General features: G+C 39.8%; 11 protein-coding genes. All 11 read left to right on the forward strand.

All coding sequences use genetic code 11. The annotated features are described in order from the left end of the window. The first annotated feature begins 127 nt into the window (after nt 1–127). The 11 genes from DWV85_RS00145 to DWV85_RS00195 all read left to right on the forward strand — a co-directional run bounded on the left by DWV85_RS00145 (nt 128) and on the right by DWV85_RS00195 (nt 14,692). Nucleotides 128–5,200 carry a TonB-dependent receptor gene (locus tag DWV85_RS00145; protein WP_123137757.1) on the forward strand — a complete coding sequence of 1,691 codons (5,073 nt, stop codon included), beginning with the start codon at nt 128–130 and terminating at the stop codon, nt 5,198–5,200. A gap of 35 nt (nt 5,201–5,235) precedes the next feature. Then, a complete protein-coding gene (locus tag DWV85_RS00150; RefSeq protein ID WP_123137758.1) occupies nt 5,236–5,853 on the forward strand; it encodes a MotA/TolQ/ExbB proton channel family protein in 618 nt (205 codons plus the stop codon). Nucleotides 5,854–5,855: 2 nt separating this feature from the next. Continuing rightward, a complete protein-coding gene (locus DWV85_RS00155) occupies nt 5,856–6,263 on the forward strand; it encodes a biopolymer transporter ExbD (protein ID WP_004698605.1) in 408 nt (135 codons plus the stop codon). 2 nt (nt 6,264–6,265) lie between these two features. Continuing rightward, a complete protein-coding gene (locus DWV85_RS00160) occupies nt 6,266–7,069 on the forward strand; it encodes an energy transducer TonB (protein ID WP_004696671.1) in 804 nt (267 codons plus the stop codon). Nucleotides 7,070–7,097: 28 nt separating this feature from the next. Continuing rightward, nucleotides 7,098–7,616: a flavodoxin family protein gene (locus DWV85_RS00165; protein WP_123137759.1), complete on the forward strand. Its 519-nt coding sequence runs from the start codon at nt 7,098–7,100 to the stop codon at nt 7,614–7,616. A 21-nt stretch (nt 7,617–7,637) separates the two neighbouring features. Continuing rightward, nucleotides 7,638–9,278, forward strand: coding sequence for a heme anaerobic degradation radical SAM methyltransferase ChuW/HutW (hutW, locus tag DWV85_RS00170; protein WP_123137760.1), 1,641 nt, complete (start codon nt 7,638–7,640; stop codon nt 9,276–9,278). A gap of 323 nt (nt 9,279–9,601) precedes the next feature. Beyond that, nucleotides 9,602–10,606: a carbohydrate kinase family protein gene (locus DWV85_RS00175; protein ID WP_123137761.1), complete on the forward strand. Its 1,005-nt coding sequence runs from the start codon at nt 9,602–9,604 to the stop codon at nt 10,604–10,606. A 6-nt stretch (nt 10,607–10,612) separates the two neighbouring features. Next, nucleotides 10,613–11,974 carry a potassium transporter TrkG gene (locus DWV85_RS00180; protein WP_123137762.1) on the forward strand — a complete coding sequence of 454 codons (1,362 nt, stop codon included), beginning with the start codon at nt 10,613–10,615 and terminating at the stop codon, nt 11,972–11,974. 35 nt (nt 11,975–12,009) lie between these two features. Then, nucleotides 12,010–12,660, forward strand: a complete 651-nt coding sequence (locus DWV85_RS00185) for a TrkA family potassium uptake protein (protein WP_008714417.1) — start codon at nt 12,010–12,012, stop codon at nt 12,658–12,660. Nucleotides 12,661–12,772: 112 nt separating this feature from the next. Continuing rightward, complete coding sequence (locus tag DWV85_RS00190) at nt 12,773–13,579, forward strand: hypothetical protein (protein ID WP_123137763.1); 807 nt, start codon at nt 12,773–12,775, stop codon at nt 13,577–13,579. Between the two features lie 12 nt (nt 13,580–13,591). After that, nucleotides 13,592–14,692 carry an AAA family ATPase gene (locus DWV85_RS00195; protein ID WP_123137764.1) on the forward strand — a complete coding sequence of 367 codons (1,101 nt, stop codon included), beginning with the start codon at nt 13,592–13,594 and terminating at the stop codon, nt 14,690–14,692. Nucleotides 14,693–14,745: the final 53 nt, after the last annotated feature.

Consider the following 14,745-nt stretch of genomic DNA (forward strand, 5'->3'; position numbering starts at 1 on the left):
AGATACACTTTGCTAACATTAAAATGTGAATGATATTCAATGTCATTATATGTTGGTGAAGTGTATCTTTTTAATTTTGTGTGGGAGATACAAGTCATATGTTTAGTTAGAAATTTAGGAGGGCACAATGACCCGGTGGGGACATACAAAGCGTACCATAATTTTGTCTAGTGCAGTTGCCTTGTGGCTTAGCGCGCCTTTAGTGGTTTGGGCGGATAATGCGACTGTCACTACAGATGTTGTTCATGTGAAAGGCACGTGGGCAGAAGAAGAAGCAAAACTGAACTCACAGCAAGTGCAAATCATTACTAAGAAAGAAATTGAAAAGAAACAGGCGAAGTCCGTCGAAGACATTATTTTTACGCAAACAGGTGTATCTAGAACGGTAGATGCTATGGGGCGTGTGGGCGTATCCATTCGCGGTGCAGAAGCTCGTCACACTCTCATCCTCGTAGATGGTCAACCAGTGCTAGGTGATTTCGATAAGTACTCAGGTGCAGCAGATGAAGTACAGCGTATCGGTACAGAGAACGTAGAGAGAATTGAAGTTATTCAAGGTGCGGCCAGTGCTAAATACGGCTCCGATGCTATAGGTGGTGTGGTTAATATCATCACTAAAAAAGCACAAAAGAAACCATCTGTACAATTTAATGCTGAAGGCATGCGTCGCAAGAGCGATGGCGATGTGTTTCCATTCCAAAACTTCTTCATTCGTGCCGATTCTGGTCAAATGGGCAAGTTAAAGGTTGGTTTATCAGGTAGTAAACGAGATCTTATGCCTGTTCTAGCATCTGTTAAACGTCGTGCCTCTGGGATGGCTTTTGATTATGCAAAACATAACTTCAAGCCAAATGTACTTCGTTACTATGGTGATGCGGCAGATATCGGTCTTGTAGCGACCTACGAGGCAAATGATAAAAATAAGGTAGAATTACGACTTAATCGTTACACGGAAGATCTTGTGCGTGATGTTAAGCACTCCGACTCCGACTTAGAGCCACAGCAACACTTCAAACGTACGGCAGATCGTAATACAGCTAACCTGCAATGGTCCTCTAGAGCTGGAAAGAGTGACTGGACTGTAGAAACTAATTACTCTCGTATTAAAGAAAATGACGTAGCGCTCATTAACTATACAGGTCGTTCCGCTTATGAAGGCTCTAATGAGTTGCGTTATATCGATAACATCGATCATCGTCAATTAGATATTCGAGTAAATGCTAATACGCAAGTCAATAAAAACCATTTGCTCAGCTATGGTGTTAGCTATGCGCGTGAAGAAGGTTCTGGTAGCCGTCTGAAGAGCTCTCCTAATACAAGTACAATGTACATCGATCCATGGGATTACGATAAAAGCTTGTTAGTAGACCGCCTTGATCGTCTCGTGCGACGTAAAGGCGATAATAGTATTAAAGTTTACTCTCACATCCATGACTATAAATTCATTAATTCCGGTGGTGGCATGCCGCAATGGGATATGGATTATGAATACTATGGGGCTGAAACAAAGGCACAAAAGCCGGGCATTACGTACGATGATTATGTGAATTATGGTTTATCGGAAAGCAGACTTAGTGAATGGTCAAGCACATCGCCGAATAATCAACCCGTAACGGATGAATTTAAGAAGCGATATTATGCTTTGGAAAATCGATTGAAATCGGAAAATCCTGAAATGGCGGCACATCGTGCAAATATCGTAGGTGACTATTTTAAATATGGTGAGTCTAACGATCCAGAAATGCGTAAGAAAGCACCTAAGCTAAATGGTAAGGCTTTCTTGGAAGAGTACCGTAATCGCGATCAACGCTTGACTACTGGTAGTGGTACGATTCGTAAAATAAACGCTTACATTTCTGATACATGGCAAGTTAATAAGAATTTAACATTGTCTCCAATTGTGCGCTTCGACAATAGTAGCTTGTTTGGTTCTAACGTATCTGCATCTTTGGGCATGACATATAACGTTAAAGGTAATACACATCGCAGATTTAAAGCCAATGTAGGTACCGGTTATACAGAGCCTGGTATGGGCGAATTGTGGTATAACTGGGAAATGTACGCTTCTAACCCTGTAGGGATTGGGGTAGCAAAACTCGGTTGGTATTGGGCTGGCAATCCTAATTTGAAACCAGAAAAATCGGTCAATTTCGATATGAGCTTGGAGGGTGAAAATAAAAATACATATGCACGCGTAGGTGTATTCCATAACCGTATTAAGAACTATATGTCTGTATACTTCACTGGTGATTTTATGGACTTTGCACCATATCTTAAAGGTGATGCGAAATACCAACGTGCCCCGGATATGATTTACAGCTTTAAAAATATTGGTAAAGCTGAAATTACAGGGCTGCAAGCGGAAGTACAACAAAAATTTGGCAAATATTGGTCTGGTAAATTAGGTTATACATATTTACACGCTATCAACAAAAGCGATCCATCCATGCCACGTCAATTATTGGATAAACCAATGCACAAAGTTGATATTGGCATTACTTATGATAACCCTAAATCCGGTTGGAATGGCTCCATCTGGGGTGATTACTATATTAATATGCTTGATAGTAATACTCTTAATAACGGTGGTAACTACTGGCCAGATATCTTGTCTGGTGATGCTGGCGTATATAAGAAACAAATGTATGAAAAGAAAACATTTGGCATTTGGAATGTAATGATTCAAAAACGTTTCAATAAAAATGCCATGATGTATTTCGGTATCAACAATATCTTTAACCATCGCGATGATGATCGTGCTACTCAAGAGCGTGTATATCGCATGGGTGTTAACCTTAAATTTGGTGGTGGCGATAGCAGCAAAACTACGGCTATCGGGAAAACTAAAGATGGTGCGAATGTTACAGGTGCTAATGTAGCTAATGGTGAAGTGGTAAACTCTGAATCTGGTGTACAAAACGTAGCTGATGTAGTTCGTTTAACTGACTTTATTCGTTCTGATTTCGATACCACTAAAGAACGTGGTATTACAATGGTTGGCGACTATAGAGCACGTTGGATGGCACATGATGGTTCTAATAGACCACAATCTCCATTTAGATCGAATTCTGCCATCGGTTCTGCAAAAGCCAATATGTACGATGCTAATCGTCATAGTTTTGAACAACGCTTACGCCTTGGCTTTGATGCTCGGCTTAATGAGTTCACAAACCTCAAGGTTATTGGCAGTATGAGTGGTATGAGTGGAGTAGATACAAGCTGGACAAAATCTGATTCCAAAGGTCTCAACCATCAACGACTTGATACAGTTGATCTTACAAGACGCGTTAAGAAATGGGACGTATCTGTAGGGCGTTTAACTGAGCCTATGGGTGCTAGTGGCTACTGGTTTGGTCAATCTTATGACGGCGTTCGTGCTGTTTGGAATGGCCATGATTCTCAAGTTCGTATTGGTGTTGGTACTTTCAAACATAGTACAGGTATCACTGATTCTGCATATACTCATGCAGTGCACAAAGTTATCTTTAGACCACCAACAGCAGCTGAATTGATTGGTATTAATCGTGATGATTATCCATATGATATTGAGAGTGCTACTAAAACCGGTTCTGATGGTGAGAAGAAGACCTCAACAGATCCGGCAGCTCCAGATAGTCCAACTGGTATTTATAACTCCACCTACAAAGGTAAGACAGATAGCCTCTATTTCTATCAACAACTAAAAGGTTTACAAGATGAGTATGAAGCATATAAGGCTACATTGAACCTAAATTGGAGCAATCCAAACCGAGATCAAGAGCTTGAAAAGGCTAATGCTAAATTAGCTGAAACTCAGAAAAAACAAGCTCAAATTATGGGTCGATTACAAGATATTCTTACAAAAGCATATCCTACAGATATGGCAGGGACTAAATTCTCCCTTGATATCCCATCTGGTGGGTATGCAATGTATGAAATCACCAATAAGAAAACAGGGGAAAAACTGTATAAAACAGGCGACATTATGTATAACGTAAATTCCCCATTGTACCCTGAATCTATGAAAGAAAAGGCAAAAGGTCTTATCGTATCCTCTGATAATAAAGAAGCCTTGCTAAATCCTAAAGAGTATGTTGATAAACATGCAGCTGAGATTAATCAATCGATTACAGAAATTGCTAAATATAATGCAACTGATAACTGGAAAAACTACAATAATAGCGAGCTTGATGAAGTTTGGGTAAAACAAGCTGATGGTACATTTAAGAAATCTTATGATTATTATGGTCAACCATCAAGTGATTATGAATTCACTGGCTTCTTAGGTGCAAAGACTTACAAATACGATAGTGGTAAATACGTATTTAGTGATTATGATGCTAAAGATGCCATTTACAAAAAGAACTTCACCATGTCCTCTAGCGATTATGGCGAAGGTGGTTCTTACTATGGTTGGGGTATGCCTAATGCATTGTTTAACTATATGTATAATCTTGAAAAAGTTGTACATGATGCGGAATCTGAAAATAAATTGCCACGTGAAGCAATTGGTAAGATCATTGGTAATTTGATTAGAACAGAAGGTGTAGTTCTTGAAAAAGATACTGTACCAGCTATTGATAAGGCAGCCTTTATTCAATACAAGAAACAAATTGGCTCTCGTTTAGGTTTGCAAGCTTGGTACTTACGTTCCTTTGGCGATAAAACCCATACATATTTCAATGCTAATGGTAACAGTAATGATGAATACAGCTTCTCCAATGTAGCTCATGTGTTTGGTATCGGTGCTAAGTATCAACTTGGTGCTAATGCAGCTGTTACAGTTGATTATGGTCAAAACCGTTCTAACTTAGGACGTTACCTCAATGGTAATACTGTATATCAACATGAACGTGGCACAGCAGACTTTACTCTAAAAGGTCATCAAATGGGCGGCACACCACACTTCTGGATGGCTCGTCTAGATATTGGACGTGCTGATCTAGATGTTCCGAAATCTTGGAATGCGTTCATCGATTACAAATACTTTGAACATGGCTCCTTCTTCGGTGGTAATGGTACGGGTGCAGTACCTGATCGTTATTTAGATGGTGTTCGCAGCTTTACATTTGGTGCCGGCTATGTACCGCGCAAGGACTTGCTCCTTGAAGCATTCTATACTTTCGATGCGAAGGGCACTAATAAACGAGACACTTTATATGGTAGTGAAAGCTTTAAGTTAGGCGATTATACACGAATTCAAGGAACCTATAGGTTCTAATGCTCAGTCTGTAAACAGGCAGAAAGGTTACTAATATGGAAAATTTAAATTATGTCATTCACTTATTTCATAGTGGCGGGTATGTAATGTATCCATTGTTACTCTTGTCTTTCATGGTTATCGCTATAGCTGCAGAACGTGCTTTCTTCTATCGTAAGTATGCAGGTAAAACATTTGTTGTAACTCATGCCGTAAATGAATTCGCAAAATTACAACGTTGGGATGAAATTGATAAAGTAATTAAAGAGAACCCTTCTATTGCAAGTCGTATTGCGGAAGCAGGTTTAAATAATGATTCTAGCGAAGAAGCAATGAAGACCGCTTTTGCTGATCAAATGGGGGTTGATGCAGTTGGTTTCCGAAAATATATGGACTACTTAAGTGCAACAGTTACAATTTCTCCATTATTGGGCTTGCTTGGTACAGTAACAGGTATGATTGGCTCTTTCAGTATCCTTGACTCCGGTGCGGGTGCATCTGCCATTACTGGTGGTGTAGGTGAGGCGCTTATCGCGACAGCATCTGGCTTATGTGTGGCCATAATGGCATTTATCGTTTACACAATTTTTAGTCATCGTTTGGACTCCATTATTAACCAAATTGAAAATATGTGTGTAAATATAGTTACAGCTAAACGAGAAGGGTGGAAATAGTTATGAACTTGCAAAGCTTTCGTATGAAAACTAAGCCGGAATTCATGATCATTCCAATGATTGATATCATTTTCTTCTTGTTGGTATTCTTCATGATGAACAGCTTGCAAACAGTGGCTCAAAAAGCCTTGTCTGTACAATTACCACAGGCTACTAGTGCTTCTGCACCAGCTCAATTACCAGTGGTTTTAACATTAGATGCGGAGGGTCATATTACGATTGATAACAAGCCAATGAGCATTGACGATGCTGAGGCAATGGTAAAACAACGTATCCAAGAAAACCCTAATGCTAGTGTTATCTTACAAGCCGATAAACGAGCGGCTCATGGTCAAGTAGTAGCGATTATGGACATGTTAAAACAATCTGGCGTTAAACGCTTAGCTATTGCAGCTGAACAGAAAGGATAACTATGGGACTAGGCATATCATGGAAAAAAGCAGCCATTATATCCGCCGTAGTTCATCTTATTGCTCTCTTTATTGCTGTAATCTTTTTTGTAGTGGTTCCAGCCATTCAAGAAATGGATACCTATGAAATCGACCTCACACAAAGTGTGCTCGATGATGGTGGCAGTGGACATGCTGGTGGTGGCGGAGGTAACAGAGCCGATCTGTTCCCAAAACCATTGTCAGCAGATGAAGTAGCGGCAAGAACAAAGGCTGTTGTAGCAAATGTTGAACCATCTACAGCAACAGATATCCCTGATGCAGTAGATGTGGCAGCTAAAGCAAGCGAAAATAAAGGCAATACATCCGGTGATAATTCCGCTGTTGGTGGCACCGGCCCTGGATCTGGTGGCGGATCTGGCGGTGGTCATGGTACCGGTGAAGGCACTGGAGTTGGTGATGGTAGAGGCCATGGTACTGGTACAGGTGATGGTACTGGTGAAGGTGATGGTCATGGTACAGGTAAAGCAGCGTTCAATGTAGAGGGGTTTTATGCAGCTGTAGATAGCCAAAAACAAATTCCTTATGCGGCTATTAAACGTAAAATGAACGTAGATGTTACAATTAATGTAATGGCTAAATTAGATACTAATGGTAATTTAATAGATGTATATCCAACTAGTGGTGGGGATGAGATATTTGTAGAAGCGGCTCTTGATGCAGTGCGACGAGCGACTCCGTATCCAAATGAAACAGGGGATATACAACCAGTAGAAGTTCCTGTACACTTTGTAGTACAGGCCGATGGCGAAGATGAAGAAGAATAAATATATCTAAGTAATAAAGGAGATAATTATGAAATCTATTATTTTATATTCTTCCCTTACGGGAAATACTAAAAGTGTAGCGGAAGCAATGGCTTCCGTTATGCCTGAAGGTACACCTTGCGTCCCTGTAAAAGATGCACCTGAAAATTTAGCTGATTATGATACTGTGTTCGTAGGTTTCTGGGTAGACCGCGGTACAGCTAACAAAGAAGCGGCTCAGTTGATTGAAACTTTGACAAATCCTAACATCGTATTCTTTGCTACGTTGGGTATGTATGCTGATTCTGATCACGCTCGTGAAAGTATCGATAAAGCATCTACATTGTTGCAAAACAAAGAATCCCTTGTAGATGGGTTTGTATGCCAAGGTAAAATCGATCCTAAAGTAATCGAAATGATGTACAAAATGTTCCCACCTGGATCTGCACATGGTCAAAGCCCAGAACGCGATGCGTTACATAAAGCTGCAGAAACTCATCCAGACGAACAAGACTTTGCAAATGCAAAAGAATTCACAAAATCTGTACTTGCAAAGTTGCAAGCCTAATTTCTGAAAGGGGATTGGAGTATGAGTTTAGCAAGTTTCTTTGAGTCCATTCCGGAGAAGCAGCGAAACCTACAACTAGGTTTAGAATGCGATAATCCGATGAGTGGTGCATTTCCTCATAAACGTGTTGTTCATGCAGGTCTCAATGGTACGCTCGTTTCTCCAAAAGAAACGCAAGCCGTTTGGGATGCATTAATGAATGGGGCTCCTAAAAAGGGCGAAATGCAATGCGCTTACATTCATATTCCGTTTTGTAAGACAAAATGCACATATTGTGGATTCTTCCAAAACGGTACGAGTCAAAGTGTTGAAGACCAATATATTGATGGTCTTATCAGTGAATTAAAGCTCGCTAGTGAGCGTCCGAGATTAAAAGATGGCTTAATCCATGCCTTGTTTATCGGCGGTGGCACACCAACATCTTTATCTCCTACAAACTCTGAAAGACTGCTCAAAGCAATTAAAGCGTACTTGCCATTGGCAAATGATTACGAACTTACCTTAGAAGGTCGTATTCACGATTTAATTCCTGAAAATCTTGAAGTTTGGATGGCAAACGGTGTTAACCGTATGTCCATCGGTGTACAATCTTTCAATACAGAAGTACGTCAAATGGTAGGACGTTTAGATACGAAAGAAACCGTATTAGAACGTTTATCTGCCTTGAAAGCTTATGGTCAATGCTCTGTTGTTATTGACTTGATCTATGGTTTGCCTGGTCAAACTATGGAGGTTTGGGAACAAGACTTAGCAGATTTGGTAAGCTCTGGCGTAGATGGTGCGGATCTATATCAATTAAATGTATTTGATGGTAGTGATCTCAATAAAGACATTGCAAACGGCAAAGTTCCAGCTGCAGCCACAACTGCGATGCAAGGTGAGATGTTTGAATTCGGTCGTAAATACCTTGATGAACGCTCCTATCGTCGATTGAGTGCCGCTCACTGGAGTGCTAATAATCGTGAACGTAGCTTGTATAACACTTTAGCTAAATCGGGCGTTTCAATGTTCCCATTTGGCAGTGGTGCAGGTGGTAACGTCGACGGTTATGGTATGATGTTACATCGTGCATTAAAACCATACGAAGATATGGTTACTCGCGGTGAAAAACCATTTATGGCCCTTATGAAACAAAGTGATTTACAACCTATCGTAAACCAAGTAGTAAGTCAATTAGAACAAGGGTTCCTCAATATTATGAGCTTAGTAAAAATGGATTCCAGATTAGATGAATTGAACTGGCTCTATAAATTATGGGAAAAACGAGGTCTTGTTGCCTATAATGGTTTGCTTTATAAATTGACTGATGCAGGTGAATTCTGGACTGTAAACCTTACGCAAAGTACATTAGAAGCTGTTGAATATATCATGACTGGTAAGAATTCCTTCGCTATAGAAGCAGTAGCAGCACAAGATACAAAAACAACTTCTAAAGAAAATCCTAACCAAGAGGTTCGTGGCATTGGTCAAGGTAAAGCCAATATTTCTGTACCAACTGACGAAGATTCCGAAGCACAACGTAAAGATGCTCTCATTGCTAAGGCTAAAGCTGAAATTGCTAAGAGCGGTGCTTCTGGCGAAGCAGCAGAACGAATGGTACAAGCTATGTACAATTTAAGTGCTGATGAGATTGAATATATGATGGAACGTATGATGTCTTAAACTGTTATGTTACACCTTAATTCTAACAACCTCTCCCAATAACCAACATATAATATACAAGACATATTACGTGACATATACGTGCTCTCTGTAGTACAAAGTAACCCCAGACTGTAGTCTGGGGTTTACTTTTTATAGAGCGAAAGGTATTCTGTAGATATAAGACTTAAAGGGCTTTAAACAGTATAAGAATAGATATACAGACCTATAAGGCTATAAAAACTGATTACTGTTAAATTCATAAATTGATAAGAAAGATATTGAATCTATAAGATGTAAAGTAATATTGCTTATATAGCCAATTGTAGGCTTAGGAGGTTAGTATGAGTACATTTCCTCAAAAAGAAATAGACATTGTAGGTATCGGGGCTAGCACATTAGACCGCTTCATCGTTGTCGATCATTACCCAACGGGACGTGAGGTACAACAAGTTGTATCTTCTACCACCGATGGTGGAGGACCTGTAGCTACAGCATTAGCCGTTGCAGGTAAATATGGTGCACGTACGGCGATGATTGACAATATCGGTGACGATATGGTGGGGCGTCATATTTTAGATGATTTCAAAAAATATGATGTTAATACCGATGCTATCCACATTGAAAAGGGTGAAAAGAGTGGCGTTGCTACAATCCTAGTAAAGCATAGCACTGGCGAGCGCGCCGTATTTTTTGAACGTTCTACTGCGCCAGAACCAGCGTTTTTAGATTCTCATAAACAATTAATGGCAGAAACTTTTATTTTGCATATCAACGGTCGTCATAGAAACTTAATGCGTTCTGCCATGGATGTTGCAAAAGAGGTGGGGACAATCATCTCTCTTGATGGTGGAGCACAACGCTACGATGAAGATATGAAACCAATCACTGAAGATAGTCATATCGTTATCGTTGCCCGTGATTATGCTGAGAAGTATACGGGCACTACTGATTTAGAAGAGGCCTGCCATATCATTCATGAACGTGGCGCACTTATTGCAGGGGTTACGGATGGCGCTAATGGTAGTTATTTCGTATGGCCTGATGGAACTTTCTATCGTTGCCAAGCATTCCCTCAAGAATATGTAGTTGATACAACGGGGGCCGGAGATAGTTTTCATGGTGCATTTCTTTCAAAGCTTGTTACATTATTGAGAGAGTTAGCCCCAGTAGAAGGGTTAAAGACCTCTACATATGCTATAGAGTTATTACAACATTGTGGACATTCTGATTTAGAAAAGGCTGCTATTTTTGCGTCCGCTGTAGCAGCTCTAAATACGCAAGGGCTTGGTGGTCGTAGTGCTTTACCAAGTTTACAAGTTGTAAATAAGTTAATGGGATTGGAGTAAATCAGTATGTGGCACGATATTTCTCATTCTCATGTACAACGGTACATGCAACAAAATCCCTATCGATTATTAGCGTTTAGCTTTCTAGGCGTCATGATTATAGGTACAATATTGCTTATGTTACCGATGTCGAGTGCTCAGGGACAAACGACGGCTCTTGTAGATGCCGCTTTTACAGCCGTATCTTGTGTTTCGGTAACAGGGCTGACCACTGTAGATACTTATTATCATTGGTCTTTATTTGGTAAGATTATAATGGTTATCCTTATTCAGTTAGGTGGGTTAGGAATTGTATCTTTCACGACCATAATTGCTTTGCTTTTAGGTAAACGAGTAGGCCTTAAAAATCGTGTGCTTTTGTCCGAGGACGTCGGACAGGATGGTATGACTGGTTTATTACATATTACGAAAAAGTTAACGCTGTATACCTTTGCTATTGAAATTGTGGGAGGCATAATCTATACGATTCAGCTATATCCCTATATTGGACAGGCTGCATTGTATACCGGTATCATGCAAGCTATTTCCACTTTTTGTAATGCTGGATTTGTATTTTTTGATAATGATCTACCGTATGCCATGGTAGGGGACATATTATTTAATATCAATACAGCCGTGCTAATTGTGATCGGTGGTTTTGGTTATTTAGCGGCCTTTGACATATGGTCACATCGTAAGGTGCGACGATTTGTTGACTTAAAACTTCATACTAAGATTATGTTAGTAGGCACAATGACTCTTATTCTACTAGGGACCGTCATTTTCTTAGGAGTGGAATGGTCAAATCCAAAAACCTTTGGGTCATTACCGATTTGGAATAAAATAATGGCCTCTTTATTTCAATCGATTACGCCGCGTACAGCTGGGATTGCAACGGTTGATTATAATGCATTACATCCAATTACCTTGTTTGTTACCATTATTCTCATGTTTATTGGTGCCGGCCCAAACTCTACCGGTGGAGGGGTTAAAATTAGTACCGTAGCAGTAACCATACTTGCATCGCGTACCTTGTTTAATAACCGTCCAGATACAGAGATTTTTGAACGTCGTATTTCATTAGTAACCGTGCTTAAAGCCAACGGGATTATATTTTTATCGCTTCTTCTTATTTTAATAGCCACATGTTATCTGGCCTGGGATGAGCCTTATGATTTTATCCGATTGTTATTTGAGGTTACGTCTGCCTTTGGGACTGTAGGCCTTACAACGGGAATTACGCCTGATTTATCTGAAAGCAGTAAATGGGTGCTGATGCTTGTTATGTTTACCGGTCGTGTTGGTGTTATGACCGTTATTGGTACATGGGCTCTTAGGACATCACCAACGAAGCCAATTGGGTATGCAGAAGAGAATGTATTGTTGTAATTGAGTAGAATAGTTAGCCTATCAGGAGATATAGCATGAAATATAAAACAATAGCTGTCATTGGTCTTGGACAATTTGGTACGACCATCGCCAAGATGTTAGCCTCTATGAATCATGAGGTTTTGGGTGTAGATATTAATCCAGAAATTGTACAAAAGGTTTCCCCCTATGTCACACATGCTATCGTAGCAGATACTACTGATGAAGAAGCCATTAAAGCCTTAGCTTTGAGCCAATTTGATATAGTTATTGTTGCTATTGGGGATAATATCCAGGCAAATCTTATGACTTCGATGTTATTGAAAGAAATGAAAATGCCTCATGTGGTTTCGAAAGCTGAAAATGCACTCCAAGGTAAGATGCTCAAGAAGATGGGGGTAGATATGGTTATCTATCCAGAATACGATGTGGCACAACGGTTAGCTCAATCGTTGACACGAGAACATGTAATGGATTACCTACAGCTATCTAAAAGTATTAGCCTTATTGAAGTAGATATGCCAAAATTTTTGGTAGGCACTTGCTTAAAAGATTCTAATCTGCGTGAGAAATATAATCTTAATGCTGTAGGAATCAGGCGTGGGGAGGATTTAGAAGTCCCTCCTAATCCGTTTACGATTCTTTCAGCAGAGGATAAACTATTAATCATAGGAAATAATTCTGATTTAGATGCATTAACAGTGTAGTAAGTATACGAAAGAGATATAAATATATCTAAAAAATATGATATAATAAGATAGAATTCAGTATAGGCCATACGTATTCGTATGGCCTTTTAATATAGAAATGAAGGTTATTATGACAGAGGAACAATATATAACGGCGCTGACCAATAACCCACATGGGATTCGAAATATTCCAAATCCTACAGAAGCTATGCAACTTACATGTGTGGGACAAAACGGCATGTTGTTACAATATATTAAAGAACCTACTCAAAAGGTTATTGAAACGGCGCTTTTACAAGCACCACGAGCTATACAATTCGTTGAAAATCCTACAGAAGAATTGTTAAAAGCCTTAGTGGAAAAAGATTGGGCGGTTTTAGAATATATCGACAATCCGTCTGATACATTAATAAAAAGTGCGTTAGCTCAATCAGGTTGGGCTATTCGCTATATTGCGAACCCATCTGAAGAATTGCAATTAGAGGCGGTGAAGGCGAATTATGATGCCTTACAATATATCAATGCTCCAAGCGAAGCTGTGCAGTTACAAGCCGTGCAAGAGAGTTACTTAGCCTTGCGCTACATTGATGAGCCTAGCGTAGCTGTACTAGAAGCAGCAGTAAAGCAAGATCCACAGGCAATGCGTCAGATTACAAACCTCACTAAGAACTTGGCCTTGCATTTATTTAAGGTAAGTGCGGCTATCGTCGGTTATATACCTAATACATTGGGCGTTACGGTAGACGAAATCAAAGATATAATTCTAGATGCCATTTCTAGCGATACCGTTGATGAAGACTATGTACGCGAGTTAATCAACAATAAAGCTATCGGTGGACGTCAATCCAAATGGCCTATTGATATATTGTCACTTATTGATAGGTATGGTACTAGAACTGTTAAGAAAATTACAGTAGGCGAATATTTGAGATATTAGAACGGAGATACAATGAACTTTATAGATACAATGGCAAGCGTTGAGTTAGTGCTTGCTGCTAATCAAGTACCCTTGCTCGTCGGTGAGACGGGTATAGGTAAAACCTCTCTCGCAGCGCGCGTTGCAGAGGTACATAATTGGGAATTAGTAACTATTGACGGAAACCTTTTAAAAGAAGGTGAAATTGGTGGCTTGCCTACAGTAGAAACGGTGACTCATACGGATGGTCATGGCAATACACGGGATGTGAAAACTACAGTATACGCTGTGCATCATACATTGGAACATGTAGCACAAGCCGTAGATAAAGGGCGCCAAGTATTACTGTTTATCGACGAAATTAACCGCGCAGAACATGCAGTTCAACAAGAATTGATGAACCTTATTCTAAACCGTGAAATTAATGGCTTTTCTTTAAGTGATCAAGTGCGCATCATCGCCGCTATGAACCCTGAGGATTCCTTTGATTACCAAACGATTGACATGGACCCGGCACAGCAAAACCGTTTTGTATGGCTTTATATGAATGCTGATTATATGCAATGGATTGACTGGGCTATTGGTGCTGGTATTGAAGAAAAGGTTATTGAATTTATTTCTTCCTATCCAGAATATTTAAATCAACGTCACGAAGACGATATCGATGCCACACCTCGTTCCTTTGAACGCGTGTCCGGTCTATATAGAATTTATAAGAATCAAGAGGGCACAAGTTATAGTCGCGACGTATTTATGAATGTTATTCGTGGTAACGTAGGTAAACTCATTGCGGAGGCTTTTGTAAACTTTATCGAGTCCGATCAAGAACCTCTTATTACCTTTGATGATGTATTGGCAGCGGTTCAAAAACCAGGTGCTATTATGTCTATGGCTGAGCAGGTTAAAGGTGAAAGCCCAACTCGCCTTTATGTAGCAGCAAAAAATATGTTGCATCGTTTAGATCGCAATAGCAATGCGCAGGAAGTACATCATTTTGTGGAGTTTTTAACCTTGTATCCAGGCGATTTGCGCGTAGCGGTTATGAAAGATCTTCGTAACACGTATGAGCGCGTTTACGCTTATGCTATTGAAAATGACCTTTTTGTAGATACTTTCTTTGACGCGCAAAAATAATTTTATGTGCGTAGTTAACCAAATCGAAGCTATCTATATAGATAATCAACTGT

Origin of the sequence: Veillonella sp. AF13-2, from assembly GCF_003603295.1 — a bacterium.
GTDB lineage: Bacteria > Bacillota > Negativicutes > Veillonellales > Veillonellaceae > Veillonella > Veillonella parvula_E.

Coding starts and splice junctions, on each gene's coding strand:
- DWV85_RS00145 (WP_123137757.1), top strand. CDS start 128: ATGACCCGGTGGGGACATACAAAGCGTACCATAATTTTGTCTAGTGCA.
- DWV85_RS00150 (WP_123137758.1), top strand. CDS start 5,236: ATGGAAAATTTAAATTATGTCATTCACTTATTTCATAGTGGCGGGTAT.
- DWV85_RS00155 (WP_004698605.1), top strand. CDS start 5,856: ATGAACTTGCAAAGCTTTCGTATGAAAACTAAGCCGGAATTCATGATC.
- DWV85_RS00160 (WP_004696671.1), top strand. CDS start 6,266: ATGGGACTAGGCATATCATGGAAAAAAGCAGCCATTATATCCGCCGTA.
- DWV85_RS00165 (WP_123137759.1), top strand. CDS start 7,098: ATGAAATCTATTATTTTATATTCTTCCCTTACGGGAAATACTAAAAGT.
- hutW (WP_123137760.1), top strand. CDS start 7,638: ATGAGTTTAGCAAGTTTCTTTGAGTCCATTCCGGAGAAGCAGCGAAAC.
- DWV85_RS00175 (WP_123137761.1), top strand. CDS start 9,602: ATGAGTACATTTCCTCAAAAAGAAATAGACATTGTAGGTATCGGGGCT.
- DWV85_RS00180 (WP_123137762.1), top strand. CDS start 10,613: ATGTGGCACGATATTTCTCATTCTCATGTACAACGGTACATGCAACAA.
- DWV85_RS00185 (WP_008714417.1), top strand. CDS start 12,010: ATGAAATATAAAACAATAGCTGTCATTGGTCTTGGACAATTTGGTACG.
- DWV85_RS00190 (WP_123137763.1), top strand. CDS start 12,773: ATGACAGAGGAACAATATATAACGGCGCTGACCAATAACCCACATGGG.
- DWV85_RS00195 (WP_123137764.1), top strand. CDS start 13,592: ATGAACTTTATAGATACAATGGCAAGCGTTGAGTTAGTGCTTGCTGCT.